This is a genomic window from Microbacterium oleivorans NBRC 103075 (assembly GCF_001552475.1).
Taxonomy (GTDB): Bacteria; Actinomycetota; Actinomycetes; order Actinomycetales; family Microbacteriaceae; genus Microbacterium; species Microbacterium oleivorans.
Genome location: NZ_BCRG01000015.1, coordinates 1 through 15,066, shown reverse-complemented (window position 1 = coordinate 15,066; position 15,066 = coordinate 1). Strand labels below are relative to the sequence as shown.

10 protein-coding genes are annotated in these 15,066 nt (G+C 69.3%); all 10 read left to right on the top strand.

The window, feature by feature from the left end:
- Positions 1-25 precede the first annotated feature (25 nt).
- Positions 26-898 carry a hypothetical protein gene (locus MO1_RS13510; RefSeq protein ID WP_060916304.1) on the top strand — a complete coding sequence of 291 codons (873 nt, stop codon included), beginning with the start codon at positions 26-28 and terminating at the stop codon, positions 896-898.
- Positions 895-2,271 (top strand): RDD family protein, encoded by a 1,377-nt coding sequence (locus tag MO1_RS13505; protein WP_060916303.1) that lies wholly within the window; start codon positions 895-897, stop codon positions 2,269-2,271. The genes MO1_RS13510 and MO1_RS13505 overlap by 4 nt, the downstream gene beginning before the upstream one ends.
- Before the next feature lie 55 nt (positions 2,272-2,326).
- Positions 2,327-6,922, top strand: a complete 4,596-nt coding sequence (locus MO1_RS13500; RefSeq protein ID WP_060916302.1) for a type VII secretion EssC family protein — start codon at positions 2,327-2,329, stop codon at positions 6,920-6,922.
- 224 nt (positions 6,923-7,146) lie between these two features.
- Positions 7,147-7,437 carry a WXG100 family type VII secretion target gene (locus MO1_RS13495; protein WP_231370862.1) on the top strand — a complete coding sequence of 97 codons (291 nt, stop codon included), beginning with the start codon at positions 7,147-7,149 and terminating at the stop codon, positions 7,435-7,437.
- 108 nt (positions 7,438-7,545) lie between these two features.
- Positions 7,546-7,770, top strand: a complete 225-nt coding sequence (locus MO1_RS13490) for a hypothetical protein (protein ID WP_018188871.1) — start codon at positions 7,546-7,548, stop codon at positions 7,768-7,770.
- A 7-nt stretch (positions 7,771-7,777) separates the two neighbouring features.
- A complete protein-coding gene (locus MO1_RS13485; RefSeq protein ID WP_060916301.1) occupies positions 7,778-9,457 on the top strand; it encodes an ABC transporter substrate-binding protein in 1,680 nt (559 codons plus the stop codon).
- A 69-nt stretch (positions 9,458-9,526) separates the two neighbouring features.
- On the top strand, positions 9,527-11,029 hold the full coding sequence (locus MO1_RS13480; RefSeq protein WP_036313063.1) for a DNA-3-methyladenine glycosylase 2 family protein: 1,503 nt from the start codon (positions 9,527-9,529) through the stop codon (positions 11,027-11,029).
- Positions 11,026-11,517: a methylated-DNA--[protein]-cysteine S-methyltransferase gene (locus MO1_RS13475; protein ID WP_060916300.1), complete on the top strand. Its 492-nt coding sequence runs from the start codon at positions 11,026-11,028 to the stop codon at positions 11,515-11,517. Before MO1_RS13480 ends, MO1_RS13475 begins: the two co-directional genes overlap by 4 nt.
- Before the next feature lie 313 nt (positions 11,518-11,830).
- Positions 11,831-13,651 carry an ABC transporter ATP-binding protein gene (locus MO1_RS13470; protein WP_060916299.1) on the top strand — a complete coding sequence of 607 codons (1,821 nt, stop codon included), beginning with the start codon at positions 11,831-11,833 and terminating at the stop codon, positions 13,649-13,651.
- Positions 13,648-15,066: ABC transporter ATP-binding protein (locus MO1_RS13465; protein WP_060916298.1), on the top strand; the 1,419-nt coding region annotated here is incomplete at its 3' end. The genes MO1_RS13470 and MO1_RS13465, both read left to right, overlap by 4 nt.

The window sequence follows — 15,066 nt, the reverse complement described above, 5'->3', positions numbered from 1 at the left end:
GAAAGCTGATGAGAGGGCTGGACCAATGAGTGCTGTCGATGGAATCGCCACCGATGTGACCCTTCGGATCTACGGAGCGAGCGAGCTCGGCGTGCTGTCGCAGACCGCGCCCGGCGCCGCCCACCCTCGCGTGGAATACGTCGGCGGCGAGGTGTTCGTCGGACTCGACCACCGCGACGGCAACACCCCCGTCACCCAAGGCGAGACCGAAGGGGCGGATGCGGGCTTCCGCGATGCCGTGCGTTCCGCCATCTCCGCGGCGGGGGACACTCCGGTCGAGGGAGCCAGCTCGCTCGTCATCTCTGAAGAGGCGCTCGCCGCCGCCGTACTGCTCGACCCCTCGCGGCTCGCGGGTGCGGGCCTGTCGGGGGCGCCCGTCGCCTTCCCCTATGCGCGGGATCGCGTCATCATCGTGGGGGCAGACGACGACACCGCGATCGCTCGTGTTCTCGACATCGCCGAGCAGCTCTACGAGGCGGAGCAGCCGCTCGTCAGCGCGCACCCCATCGTCCTGACCGAGGACGGCTGGGCGCCGTTCCCGTGGCGCGAGCGTCTGCCCGAGCTGGAGATGCGCTTCGAGCGCATGCTGCGCTTGTTCTCGGTGCGCGCCTACGACGTGCAGACGGCCGCATTGCAGCGACCCGACGTGCACATCGCCCCTGCCAAGATCCAGGTGCTCGAGTCCGGCGTGACGACCACCTTCGCGGCGTGGCCGCAGGGCACCGCGACACTGCTTCCGGTGGTCGACAACGTGATCATCGCCGACCCCGCCGGAACCCTCAGCGTCGCGACGATGGCGGAGTTCCTCGACGCCGCCGGCGATGCGGTCATCCGGACCGGTCTGTCGCCCGCTCGCTACTTCGTGCCCGGTGACGAACCGGATGCCTCGAAGGCATGATTTGGGAGATCGATCAGCCGGAGGACCGTCCCGACGGCGTTGACGCCCTCGGACGGCCCGATCCGGCGTATGCCGCCGCGCTGGGACTCATTCGTGCACCGTTCGGTCGCCGGTCCATGGCGTTCGTGATCGACGTGCTCGTCTGGGTCGTGTTGCAGCTTCCCCTGTGGCTGGGGGCGTTGCCCCTGCTGCTGAAGCTCGCGGGCGGCTCGATCTCGCCCTACGGCCTCGTCAACCACCCCGGCTTCGTGCTGGCGGCCGTCATGGCGGCCGTCTCGGTCGCGCTCTCGCTCGCGTTCCTGATCGTCCAGTGGATCCTGCAGGCGCGTCGAGGAAGGACGATCGGCAAGGGATTCATGGGACTCCGGAGCATCAACGTCCGGACCCTGGAACGGCCGGGCGCCGGTCCGGTCCTCCTCCGCGCCCTCATCGTCGGGGCGGCCGGAATCATCCCGGTCATCGGCACGGCCGTCATCCTCGCCTCGCCGACCTTCGACTCGACGGAGCGCGGGCGGGGCTTCCACGATCGAGCGGCACGGATGTGGCTCGTCGACATCAAGCTCGGGCTGAACCCGTACGACGAGAAGCGGATGCGGATCGCCCGGAAGACGGTGAAGGCAGAACCCGTGCGCGAGCGCGCCGAGCGTCCCTCACTGGCGACGCCGACGCGTCCCGGCGTCAACCCCGAGTACCGGCCGGGTAACCGCATCAGCGCCGGTGTCCTCGGCGTCGGTCGATCGAAGGACGGCGCCCCCGATGCAGGGGAGGCTCCCGCGCCCGCGGCCGGATTGGCGACGGTCATCGACGCTGCTCCCGGTGCCGATGAGTCGCGACGCAGCCCGCTGCCGGACCGCGGGACCTTCCTCCCCGCGGAACCGGTCGGCGGCCCCGTGGCGGCTCCGCCTGCGGTGCCCGCTCCGGCTCACACTCCCGCCGTAGCTCCGGCTCCGCCCTCTGCTGAAGCTCCGGCTCCGGCCGTCGCCCCCGCACCCGCACCCGACTCAGTGTCGGAGCCCGCACCCGCCCCGGCCGCGGCGCCCGCGCCGGCACCCCGGATCGGCCTTCGCTTCGACACGGGGGAGACCCTCATCGTGGCGGCGGCTCTCCTCGTGGGACGCGACCCCGACCCCGCGGCTGCCCCGGGAGCCGAGCCCACGCAGCTGACGGACGAGAGCCGATCGCTGTCGAAGACCCACGCTCTGCTCGTTCCGACGAGCGGCGGGCTCGAGATCATCGACCGCGGGTCGACCAACGGCAGCGCTGTCGTGCGCGCGGGTGCGGAGACGTCTGCCGTCCCCGGGGTCGCCCTGTCTGCCGTCGTCGGCGACACCGTCCGCTTGGGCGACCGCCTCGCTGAGGTCGTCGTGTTGTGATCGTCCTGCTCGCCCCCGTCCGACGAACGCGTCCCCATCCCTTCGGAGAACACCCATGCGGCTGAAGCTCACCCTGCACCGTCAGGGCAACGACCCCGTCGACATCGTCGTGACGGCGGACTCGACCGCGACGGTCGGCGACGTCGCGCGCTACATCGCGGCATCCGATCCCCTGCGGACCATGACGTTCGCCGAGGAGGATGTCCTCACTCTCTCCGTCGCGCCGCCCACGGCATCGCGCGCCGTCGAGCTGCCACACGACCTTCCGATCGGTGAAGCGCCCATCGGGTCGGGATTCGCGGCATCCATCGTCAACTACGGTGCGGGATACATCAAGGCCGGTCGCGGCGAGACGGTCGGGATTCTCCGCGCCATCGCGGGCCCGCTCGCGGGGCAGGAGTTCGCGCTGTCAGCGGGCCACGTGTCCATCGGGCGCGACCCGAGCAACGACGTCGTGCTGATCGACCCGATGGTCTCCAAGCGACACGCGCGCATCGAGGTCGGGACGTACGCGGAGGTCGTCGACCTGAACTCCGCCAACGGTGTTCTCGTCGAGGGCGTCGAGGTGCAGCGTGTGCGCGTCGAGGACGGCCGTCCGTTCGTCATCGGCGGTACGACGCTCGTCGTCTACCTGACCCGTTCGTGGGACGGTGCGGCCACCGAGGATCCGATCATCGAGCGCGGCGGAGGTCTGCTTTTCAACCGCAGCCCCCGCGTCGAGGTGCGGTACCCGGGAACGCGGTTCAAGCCGCCCCGCCTGCCCACCGAGAAGATCGGCAAGATCTTCCCGTGGCCGATCATGGTCGCGCCGATCCTCATGGGCGCAGCCCTCTTCGCGCTCAACGGCAACCCCCGTTCGCTGCTGCTGATCGTCATGACGCCGCTGATGGCATTCGGCAACCTCATCAACCAGTCGGTTCAGAGCCGCAAGAGCGAGGACCACGAGCGCCTGCTGTTCGAGCGCCAGTTCGAGCAGCTCGAGGAGGACTTCTTCCGCGGCAAGCCGGAGGAGGAAGCAGCCCGCAACGCCGAGGCGCCGGCCGTGGCCGATGTCTTCGAAGAGGCCATGCGTCTCGGGCCGCTGCTGTGGACCAGGCGCCCCGAGCACTGGAACTTCCTCGCTCTGCGTCTGGGCACCTGCTCACTTCCGGCCCGCAACGGGATCGACGACGCCGAGACGCCCGACGGACTGCCCGAGTACATCGACCGTGTCGATCGGCTGCGACTGCGCTACGCGACGGTCGACGACGTTCCCGTCTTCGAGACCTTCCCTACCGCCGGATCCGTCGGCATCGCCGGCCCGCGCGCCCTTGTCGCCGACGCGATGCGCGGTGTGGCCGTGCAGGTCTTCGGCCTGCATGCGCCGAACGACGTCGTCACGGTGGCCTTCTCGGATTCCTCCTGGACGCCCGAGCTCGAATGGCTCAAGTGGCTCCCGCACACGTCCGCAGAGCGAAGCCCGTTCCGCGGTGCGGCGCTCGCAGACTCGGCTCCCAGCGGCGCGGCCCTGTTGAACTCGCTCGAGGAGTACGTGCGACGTGCCGCCGGCGGCGGCAGCGGTGAGCCCCGCGGACCCTTCAAGGATGACTGGAACCCGCTGCTCTACGGCACCGACGTCGCTCGTGCCGCGGAGGATCGGACCAAGACGCCCCCCGTGTCCGTCATCGTGTTCGTCACCGGGGACGCTCCCGTCGACCGCGGCCGACTGACGGATGTGCTCGAGAAGGGCGCCGACCACGGCGTCCACGCCATCTTCATCTCGGACACCGTGGAGTCGCTTCCCGCCGTCTGCCGAAGCTTCATCGAACTGACCTCGGACCTGGCCGATGCTCGGGTCGGACTCGTCCGCAACGGCGAGAACTTCGAGCACGTCGCCGTCGAGGGTGTCTCCAACGCCTACATGGAGATGTTCGCCCGTCGCCTTGCTCCGGTCGTCGATGCGAGCACCGTGGTGCACGACGCATCCGACATCCCCAACGCGGTCATGTTCCTCCAGCTCATCGACCCGGCCATCGCGGAGAACCCGAACGCGGCCATCGAGCGCTGGCGGCAGAACAACACGATCCTCGACCGCACCCCCACACCGCGTCCGCGTCTCAAGAAGGCGGGCACGCTCCGCGCGATCATCGGTCAGGGGCCGAGCGACGCGATGGCGCTCGACCTTCGCACGCAGGGCCCGCACGCGCTCGTGGGTGGGACGACCGGTTCCGGTAAGTCCGAATTCCTGCAGGCGTGGGTGCTCGGCATGGCGGCGGCGCACAGCCCGGATCGCGTCACGTTCCTGTTCGTCGACTACAAGGGCGGGTCCGCGTTCGCGGACTGCGTCGATCTGCCGCACTGCGTCGGCCTCGTGACCGACCTCAACCCGCACCTCGTCCGGCGTGCGCTCACCAGCCTCCGGGCCGAGTTGCAGCACCGCGAGCACCTGTTGAACCGCAAGAAGGCCAAGGACCTGCTCGAGCTTGAGAAGCGTCAGGACCCCGACTGCCCGCCGTCGCTCGTCCTGGTGATCGACGAATTCGCCGCCCTAGCGTCGGAGATGCCGGAGTTCGTGGACGGCGTGGTCGACATCGCGCAGCGAGGCCGCTCGCTCGGCATCCACCTCATCATGGCGACCCAGCGCCCCGCCGGCGTCATCAAGGACAACCTGCGCGCCAACACGAACCTCCGTATCGCGCTGCGCATGGCGGATGAGGCGGACTCGCGCGACGTGGTCGACGACGACGTCGCGGCGAGCTTCCCGGCATCCGTTCCCGGCCGTGCGATCGCGAAGACCGGGCCCGGTCGACTCGTGCCCTTCCAGTCCGCGTACACCGGCGGCTGGACGAGCCAGGAAGAAACGACGGTCGCCGAGGTGCGTGTCGCCGAGCTGCGCTTCGGTGCATCCGCCGAGTGGGAGCCCGATCGGCCCGCCGAGTCCGACTCGCACGAAGAGGACCTCGGGCCGAACGACCAGCGTCGCATCGTGTCGACACTTGTCGCGGCGCGGGAACTCGCCGAGTTGCCGCTCCCGCGGCGTCCGTGGCTCGACGATCTGTCTCCGCTCGTCGACTTGGCCGATCTCGCGAACGACGGCGACACCCGCATTCCGATCGCCCTCATGGACGTTCCCGAGAAGCAGATGCAGGAGTCGGCGGCCTTCGTCCCCGATCGCGATGGCTCCCTCGTCGTCTACGGCACGTCAGGTTCCGGTAAGTCGACCGTGTTGAAGACGATCGGCACCGCCGCGGGCATGCGTCCGGATCGCGGCCGCGTCAACGTGTACTGCCTCGATTTCGCCACCGGTGCCCTCGGGGCACTGTCGGCGCTGCCGCACGTGGGTTCGGTCGTCGACGGCTCCGACGTGGAGCGTATCCAGCGTCTGTTCCGCACGCTGGACAGCGAAATGGACCGGCGGGCGACGGCGTTCTCGGCTGCGAGTGCGGCGACGCTGCAGGAGTACCGCGAGATCGCGGATCCGAACCTGCCGCGCATCATTTTGCTCATCGACAACTTCCCCGAGTTCAAGAAGGACTGGGAGATCGCACCCGGTCGCGGGCCGTTCTACCGGACTTTCATGCGGATCCTGGGTGAAGGCCGCACCCTCGGCGTCCACACGGTGCTGACGGCCGACCGTGGCAACGCGGTTCCCAGTGCGGTGGCGTCGAACATCTCCCGCAAGGTGGTGCTCCGCATGGGTGACCCGTCGCAGTACATGCTGCTCGGTACCCCGCGCGACGTCCTCGACGAGCAGTCGGCTCCGGGTCGCGCAGTCGTCGACGGGCACGAGGCTCAGATCGCCGTCCTCGGCGGCACATCGAACGCCGTGGAGCAGACGAAGGCTCTCACCGCGCTCGGGGCGGAGCTCCGGGCGGCGGGTGTGCGCGATCTGCCGGAGATCGGTGCTCTGCCGACCGCGGTCCCCGCGTCGGACATGCCGGCACGGGTCGACGGGATGCCGGTGTTCGGCGTCGCCGACGACACCCTCTCGGCGCACGGCTTCGAGCCCATCGGTTCCTTCGTGATCTCCGGGCCCCCGGCATCCGGGCGTACGAACGGTCTCAAGTCGCTCGTCATGGCGATGGAGCGGTTCGATCCGGGCGTGCAGCTCTACCACTTCGGTAGCCGCAGATCCGAGCTCAAGGACTTCCGTCCCTGGGTCAAGAGCGCCACACGCCCCGACGACGAGAAGGAACTCGCGACCGAATTGGCAGAGCTCGTCACGCGGGAACTGTCAGAGGGACGCATCCTGATCGTCATCGAGGACATGCCCCACCTCTCGGACGGACCCGCCGACCGCCCCATGCGAGCGCTCTTGCAGGCCATGAACGACAGCGAGCACATGCTCATCGGTGAAGCGGAGATCTCCCGCGCGAGCGGCAGTATCGGCGTGCTCGGAGAGTGGAAGGCCGGCAGGCAGGGCATCGTCCTCAAGCCCGACACATACGACGGCGAGGCGATCTTCAAGACGCCGTTCGGACGCGTCAAGCGGTCGGACTTCCCCGTCGGTCGTGGCATCTTCGTGCAGGCGGGTCGCTCGGTCACCGTGCAGATGCCTCTCGTCGCGGATGTCACGCCCGCCTCGGAACCGGTCGTCAGCGTGCCCACGACGCGTGCCGCGGCTCGCGAAGCGGTGACGGCGGATGCTGTCGGCACGACGCTGGGAGCTTGACCTTCCTCCAGAAGCGTCCGACGCTGTCGGCCATTCGGGCGATGGTGGACCTGCAGGGACCCAGCGGTCACTGATCCGCACCGCATTTCGTGCTGGGCGAAATATAGGGCCTCGCAGGTGGGTAGTTCTCCCCATATGTGACGCCGAATTCGTTCGCTAGCATCGGTGACGCGGGGGGATGGATAAGGGCCCCGCACCACGACGAAACGCTGGGAGGCGGGTTCATGGCTCACGATTTTGGTGCAACATACAGCGAGATGGAGAGCGCGGCGCAGCGCCTGCGCGACGGTCGTCAGACCGTCACCGACACGCTGAAGGAACTCCAGGGCATCATCGATGACCTGGTGCAGGACGGCTTCAAGACCGAGAACGCGTCCGAGGCTTACTCGACCGCCTACTCGGAGCTGACCACGTCGCTCGACGACGCGGCTGAGGCCGTCAACGACATGGCTCAGGCGCTCGACCGCATGGCGGACCGTATCCGCGACACGGACGCGGAGCTCGCCGGCGGTTGATCCCTCGACAAGCTCACGGGCCGCGGTGCGATCTCATGATCTGCACCGCGGCCCGTTGCCTGTGTTCAGGATGATTATGATCAGGATGACGAACGGAGTGTCGCGCCGATGACCACCTCGCAGACCTACTGGTACAACCTTTCCACCCAGTCCGTGGTGCGCGATGACCAGCGCCCCTCCGAGGACTGCCTGGGCCCGTTCGCCACCGCGGCCGAGGCAGAGGATTCACCCGCCGTGCTCATCGAGTACGCGAAGAGCTGGCTCGAGAGCGAAGAGAGTGAGCCGTACCGTCAGATGGCGGCCGAGCTCGACGACGACATCGATCGCGCCTGACCAGCGCATGCGTGCTCCCCGCCGCGGAGCGGTCGCCCTTCTCGCGGCTGCCGCCCTCGCCCTGACCGCGTGCGCGCCCGCGTTGCCGCCGTCGGTCATCGCCGACAGCAGCGTCACCGTCGGGTGGGAAGGCCAACTCACCTCGTTCAACGCCGCGACCGACCCCACGGCGGCCAACCGTGACATCGCTGCGGCTACGCGCTCGGCCTTCGGTCACATCGTCGTCGGCGAGGTCGTCCCGGACGAGTCGTTCGGCACAGCGAAGATCGTGAAGGAAGACGCCTTCACCGTTCGTTACGACCTGAAGGAGCCGCTCTGGTCCGACGGCATCCCACTCGACGCCGCCGACCTCGTGCTGGGGTGGGCGGCATCCGTCGGTCTCCTTGCGAAGGACGGCCCCACCGATGCGGCGCTGAAGGCCGAACGGCCGAAGGTCGACGAGTTCGCTCGCGCCATCGATGTCACTTTTCCCGCGCCCACCATCTCGTGGCAGACCGCGATCGGGGCTGACGTACCGGCGCACACCGTCGGGATGCGCGCCTTCGATCTCGATGACCCGATGGAGGCGAAGCAGGCCGTCATCCGAGCGGTGCTCGACCGGGACACGACAGCTCTCGCCGCCGTCTCGGACGTGTGGAACAGCGACTTCGCTCTCACCGACGGCGAACTCTCGCCGAGTGTGGCGCTCTCGAGCGGGCCGTACGTCGTCTCGAAGGTGGCCGACGAGGGCGCGAGTGTCACTCTGACGCCGAACCCTCAATACCGCGGCGCGGCTGTGCCGCAGATCGCCGACGTCACGCTCGTTCCTCGCGGGGACGACCCTCTCGTGGCCGTCGGGAAGTCCCTCGACATCCTCTCGTTCACGCCGACCCCCGCTGATCGCACGCCGGTGAAGGAACGCGAGCGGCGCGACTTCGCGGTGCAGACCACGAACGACGGCACCATGTGGACCGTGCTCCTCAGCACCGACGCGGTGTTCACCCAGCGCAACGCCCGCGCGGCCTTCTTGCGCGCGATCCCCGCGGACGACATGGTGGCGGCCGGGGCGGGCGAGTGGTCGCAGTCCTACCCGAAGACGACGTCGATGGTCACCGCCCCGGGTTCGCGGGCGTTCGAGGTCGTCACCGAGGACTCCGGCTTCGCGAAGACGATCGGCACCCCCGCCGACGACGCCAGCGTCGACCGCGCCGCTGCGGGTGTCCGCGGCGGGGCCCGGGTGTGCGTGCTCTACGACCGCAAGAGCGAGTTCGCGAAGGGGGCCTTCACGGCCCTCAAGGCCGGAGTCGCCGAGGCCGGCTGGAACGCGGTCGACTGCGCGACAGATGACCTGGACGCTGCCCAGAAGGGGTCGGGGTGGGATGCCGTCATCCGTCGGGTCCGCGTTCCCCAGACTCCCGGGCAGATCGCGAGCCAGTGGGGCAGCAAAGGGTCTTCGAGTCTTCTCGGTCAGGCCGACCCGGCGCGCGACGAGCTGATCGCCACACTTCAGCAGACGGTGGACGTCTACGCGGCGCGCGATCTGCTGGCGAAGATCGAGTCGACGATCGTGTCGGCCGCGGTTGCCCGACCACTGGCTGCGGTTCCGCGTCTGACCATCTCCGCTCCCCGCGTGACCGGAGTCACGGTGCGCGACGGCGACGACGCTCCGGTGCTCTCCGGGGTCTCGGGGTGGACGCCCGCGGGGTGAGTGGCGGCGTCCCGCCGTCGTGTCCGATTCCCGCGAGTCGGTGTCGGATGGACGTGTCAGGCTGAGGTCATGACGATCGCAGCGATGACCTTCGACGAGCGGTATCGCGCGATCGATGCGCGCGACGCCCGCTTCGACGGGCAGTTCGTCACGGCGGTGCACACGACCGGGATCTACTGCCGTCCCAGCTGTCCGGCGCGGACCCCGAAAGCATCGAACGTCAGCTTCTTCCCCACGAGCGCCGCCGCACACGAGGCCGGGTTCCGGGCGTGCAAACGCTGCCTGCCCGAGGCGACCCCGGGCTCACCGCAGTGGAACCTGCGCGGCGATGTCGCCGGGCGGGCGATGCGACTCATCGCGGACGGCGTCGTCGACCGGGACGGGGTCTCCGGGCTCGCCGCCCGGCTCGGGTACTCCGATCGCCATCTGACGCGGCTCCTCACGACGGAGCTGGGCGCCGGCCCCCTGGCCCTCGCCCGTGCGCATCGCGCACACACGGCACGCACGCTGCTCGTCGACACCGACCTGTCGATGGCGGACGTCGCATTCGCCGCCGGGTTCGGCAGCATCCGTCAGTTCAACGACACCCTCACCGAGGTCTTCTCGCTCTCACCGACCGAACTGCGTGCGCGGCGACGCGTCACATCGACGACACCGGGTCGCATAGACCTGGTGCTGCCGGTCCGGGAGCCGTTCGACGCGGTCGGGCTCTTCGGGTGGATGCGGGCGCACGCGATCCCGGGAGTCGAGACCGGCGACGCCGTGTCGTTCGCGCGGACCATCCGGCTCGACGGCGGTCCCGCGTGGTTCGAAGTGAGGCAGGATGCCGCGGGCCGGTTGCGTCTCCGTGCGGAACTCGCCTCTCTCCGCGACCTCGCCCCGCTCATCGCGAGGGTGCGTCGCCTGTTCGACCTGGATGCCGACCCGACCGCGATCGACGCCGCCCTGTCGCGGCATCCTGAGCTGCGGTCCCTCGTCGAGCGAGTTCCGGGCGTGCGGCTGCCCGCCGCGATGGACGCGGACGAGATGCTCATCCGCGCGATGATCGGGCAGCAGATCAGCGTCGCGTCGGCCCGCACCGTCATGGGGCGGCTGGCGGCCGCCCTCGGCGAGTCGGTCGAATCGCCGACGGGACCCGCCGTCCTGTTCCCGACGCCGACCGTCATCGCCGAACGCGGGGGAGAGGTGCTGCGCGGCCCCGGCGCGCGCATCCGCGCGATCGTGCACGCAGCATCCGCGCTCGCGGACGGCTCACTCCAGCTCACTCCCGGCGACGACACCGACGAGCAGCGCGCTGCACTGCTGGCGCTTCCCGGCATCGGGCCGTGGACCGCCGACTACGTCCGTATGCGGGTGCTCGGCGATCCCGACGTCCTCCTGCCCGGCGACGTCGCCGCGCGTGCGGGAGCGGCGGCTGCCGGCATCCCCGCGGATGCCGCGGGCCTCACCTCCTGGTCGACTCGCGCGGCCCCGTGGCGCAGCTACCTGATGGCGCACCTCTGGTACGCCGCCCCCGTCACGCAGGCGTGGCGAAGCGGCGACGCATCCTCACCCCGGAAGGACGATCGATGACCGCGATCCTGCAGACCCTCGAGACCCCCGACGGGCCGTTCACGATCCTCGAAGACGACGGCCGTGTGCTGGCGTCGGGGTGGACCGCTGACGGCGCCGTGGTCCTCGGCCGACTCCGCGCCGACCGCGTCCCCTCTGATGTCGGGCCCGGTCGCGCTCGGTCGGCCGAAGCCGTCGCCGCGTACTACGACGGTGACCTCGCGGCAATCGACGACGTGCCGGTGTTCCAACAGGGGACGGCGATGCAGCTCGCCGGATGGGCGGCACTCCGGAGCATTCCGGCGGGGCGCCCGCTCACGTACGGCGAGTTCGCAGCCCACCTCGGGTCGCCGACCGCCATCCGGGCCGCGGCATCCATCTGCGCCCGGAACGCGCCCGCACTGTTCGTGCCCTGCCATCGGGTGCTCCGCACCGGGGGAGGCCTCGGCGGCTTCGCCTGGGGGCTGGACGTCAAACATCGTCTGCTGCAGCGCGAGGCCGCGATCTGAGACGGATTTCGAGTAAGCGCTTGCTTACCACGAAACCACAGGGATATCCTGGAGGGCTCCCGCACGATGCGGGCGCCTCGTCCGGCCCCATCAAGGAGGAAGCCATGTCCACGGAGATCGTCTACACGAAGTCCGCCGCCTTCCTCGTCGCCGAACGCCCCGTCCGTCAGGGATGACGCCAGAGAGCTGACCTCGCGCGGAAGGTTCCCGCGCTCCTCTTCGTTCTCCCTCGACGGGTCGTCGCGACCCCGATCGTCCGCGCCTCGCTGCGCTCCTCGCCGCCTCGGCATCCGCTCCTCACCTGTGCAGGATCATGACCTCCTCGACGCATCCTCGTCTGTCCACCGCCCGCTCTCTCGCACGCCTGATCCCCTTCGCGAAGCCCGTGCTGCCTCGCTTGGGCCTCGGCGCCCTCAGCGCGCTCGTCGCAAGCCTGCTGGGGTTGTCCATCCCGCTCGTCCTCGAGCAGATCGTCGGCACGAACGGCCCGATCGCCTCCGGTAACCCCTGGTTCATCGCCCTCGGCGCCGGCGCCGTGCTGCTCCTCGGCCTCCTCGAAGCCCTCATGGTGTGGGCTCGCCGCTGGTTCGTCCTCGCGCCCGCCACGGCGGTCGAGTACGAGCTGCGCACCGACTTCTACGCGCGCCTGCAGCGCCTGCCCGTCGCCTTCCACGATCGCTGGCAGTCCGGCCAGCTGTTGAGCCGGATGATGCAGGACATCGGCCTCATCCGGCGCTGGATGGCCTTCGGCGTCGTCCTCCTCGTCGTCAACATGATCACGATCGTTGTCGGCTCGGCGATCCTGTTCAGCTGGCACTGGCTGCTCGGCACCGTCTTCGTCGTCGTCTCGGCGCCGCTGTGGATCGCAGGGTTCGTCTTCGAGAACCGCTACGGGATGCTGTCGCGGCAGAGCCAGGACCAGGCCGGCGATCTGGCGACCGCCGTTGAGGAATCGGTGCACGGCATCCGCGTCCTCAAGGCGTTCGGCCGCGGGAGCCATGCCCTTCGCAAGTTCACCCGTCAGGCCGAGACGCTGCGCCAGACGGAGATCAGCAAGGCCAAGGCCGTCGGCTGGATCTGGTTCTGGCTCGTGCTGCTCCCCGACATCGCGTTCGCGCTGTGCCTGGGCGCGGGCATCTACCTCGTCTCGACGGACCAGATCGACACCGCCGCGCTCATCGCGTTCTTCGCGATGGCGACGATCCTCCGCTGGCCGGTCGAGTCGATCGGGTTCCTGTTCTCCTTCCTCGTCGACGCGCGTACCGCCACGGACCGCATCTTCGAGGTCTTCGACGAGCAGAACACGATCGTCGACCCCGAGAACCCCGTCACCATCGCGGAACCTCGCGGCGAGCTGGTCTTCGAAGGCGCGCGGTTCCGGTATCAGGATGCCGCGGCCTCCGAGCGCGACCTGCTCGACGGGATCGATCTGTCGCTGCGTCCCGGCGAGACCATGGCCCTGGTCGGTCTCACGGGGTCGGGCAAGACGACGCTGACGACGCTTCCCGGCCGTCTGTACGACGTCACCGGTGGCCGCGTGCTGATCGACGGCGTCGACGTCCGCGACCTGCCGCTCACCGAGCTGCGCCGGCACGTCGGCATGGCCTTCGAGGATGCGACGCTGTTCTCCCAGACCGTGCGGGAGAACGTGCTTCTCGGTCGTGAGGACCTCGATCCTCACAGCGCCGAGGGTGAGCGCGTGCTCCGCGAGGCCCTCCAGGTCGCGCAGGCCGCGTTCGTCGAGGATCTGCCCCACGGCGTGGACACGGTCATCGGCGAGGAGGGGCTGAGCCTCTCGGGCGGCCAGCGTCAGCGGCTCGCGCTCGCGCGCGCCGTCGCCGCACGCCCCGCCGTGCTCGTCCTCGACGACCCGCTGTCGGCGCTCGACGTCGACACCGAGGCGCTCGTCGAAGACGCCCTCCGCGTGGTCCTGGCCGAGACGACGGCGCTCGTCGTCGCGCATCGGCCCTCCACCGTCACGCTCGCCGACCGCGTCGCGCTCCTCGAAGAGGGACGCATCACCGCCGTCGGCACGCACTCCGAGCTCCTGCGCACCAGTGAGCACTACCGGCACGTCATCTCGAGCCTCGAGGACGAGCAGGAACGTCAGCACGAGAGGGAGGTGTCCCTGTGAGCACCGTCACGGGCACCAGCGGTGAAGACCGCTCCGATTACACCCGCGAGGAGAGCCGGCAGATCCGGCGTCGCTCGCTGCGACTGCTCGGGTCGCTCGTCACGCCGCTGAAGATGCAGCTCGTCCTCGCGGGGATCGTGCTGGTCATCTCGACCATCCTCCGCGTCGCCGGACCGGCTCTCGTCGGTTGGGGCATCGCCAACGCGCTTCCCGCCGTCCAGAAGGAAGCCGATTGGATGCCGACGATCGTCGTCGTCATCGTCTTCCTGGTGAGCGCCATCGGTGGCGCGGCCCTCATCGGCTGGTACGCCGTCGTCGTCGCGCGTCTGACGCAGGCGGTCATGCTGGACCTCCGCAAGCGCATCTTCCTGCACACGCAGAAGCTGAGCCTCGAGTTCCACGAGTCGTACACGTCGGGTCGCATCATCTCGCGACAGACGAGCGACCTCGACACGATCCGCGAGCTGCTCGACGGCGGTTTGAACGAGCTCGTGTCGGGTCTGCTCTACGGCGGGTTCACGCTCGTCGCGCTCATCCTGCTCGACTGGCAGTCCGGCCTCATCCTCGCGGCCATGGGCCTGCCGCTCTTCTTCCTGATGCGGTGGTTCTACCTGCGTTCGCAGGTCGTCTACCGCGAGTCCCGAGTGGTCAGCGCGAAGGTGATCGTCAAGTTCGTCGAGACCATGACCGGCGTCCGCGCCGTCAAGGCGTTCCGCAAGGAGCCCGCGAACGACCGCGAGTTCGGCGGCCTCGCAAGCGACTATCGCGACATCAACATGCGCTCGATCCGCCTCTTCGGAACGTTCGAGCCCGCGATGATGGCGCTGTCGTCCCTCGCGCTCGCCGCAGTCGTCCTCTGGGGCGGGCTCCGCGTCGTGAGCGGGGCGCTCGAGCTCGGCTTCCTGTTGTCGGCCGTCCTGTATGTCCGCAACTTCTTCGCGCCGATGCAGGAGGTGGCGTTCTTCCTGAACTCCTACCAGTCTGCGACGGCGGCGCTCGAGAAGGTGTCGGGCGTGCTCGAAGAGGATCCGACCGTTCCCGACCCGACCGATCCGGTCGAGCTGCGCGAGGCGCGCGGACACCTGAGCTTCGACGACGTGACCTTCGGGTACTCCGAGTCGAAGACGATCCTGCCGGACTTCCGGCTCGACATCCCCGCGGGGCAGACGATCGCCCTCGTCGGGACGACGGGTGCCGGCAAATCGACGCTCGCCAAGCTCGTCGCGCGCTTCTACGACCCGACCAAGGGGGCGGTCACCCTCGACGGAGTCGACCTGCGGCACCTTCACCCGAAGGACCTCCGCCGCGCGATCGTCATGGTCACGCAGGAGGCCTACCTGTTCAGCGGAACGGTCGCCGACAACATCGCGCTCGGTAAACCCGACGCGACGATCGACGAGATCCGAGCGGCGGCC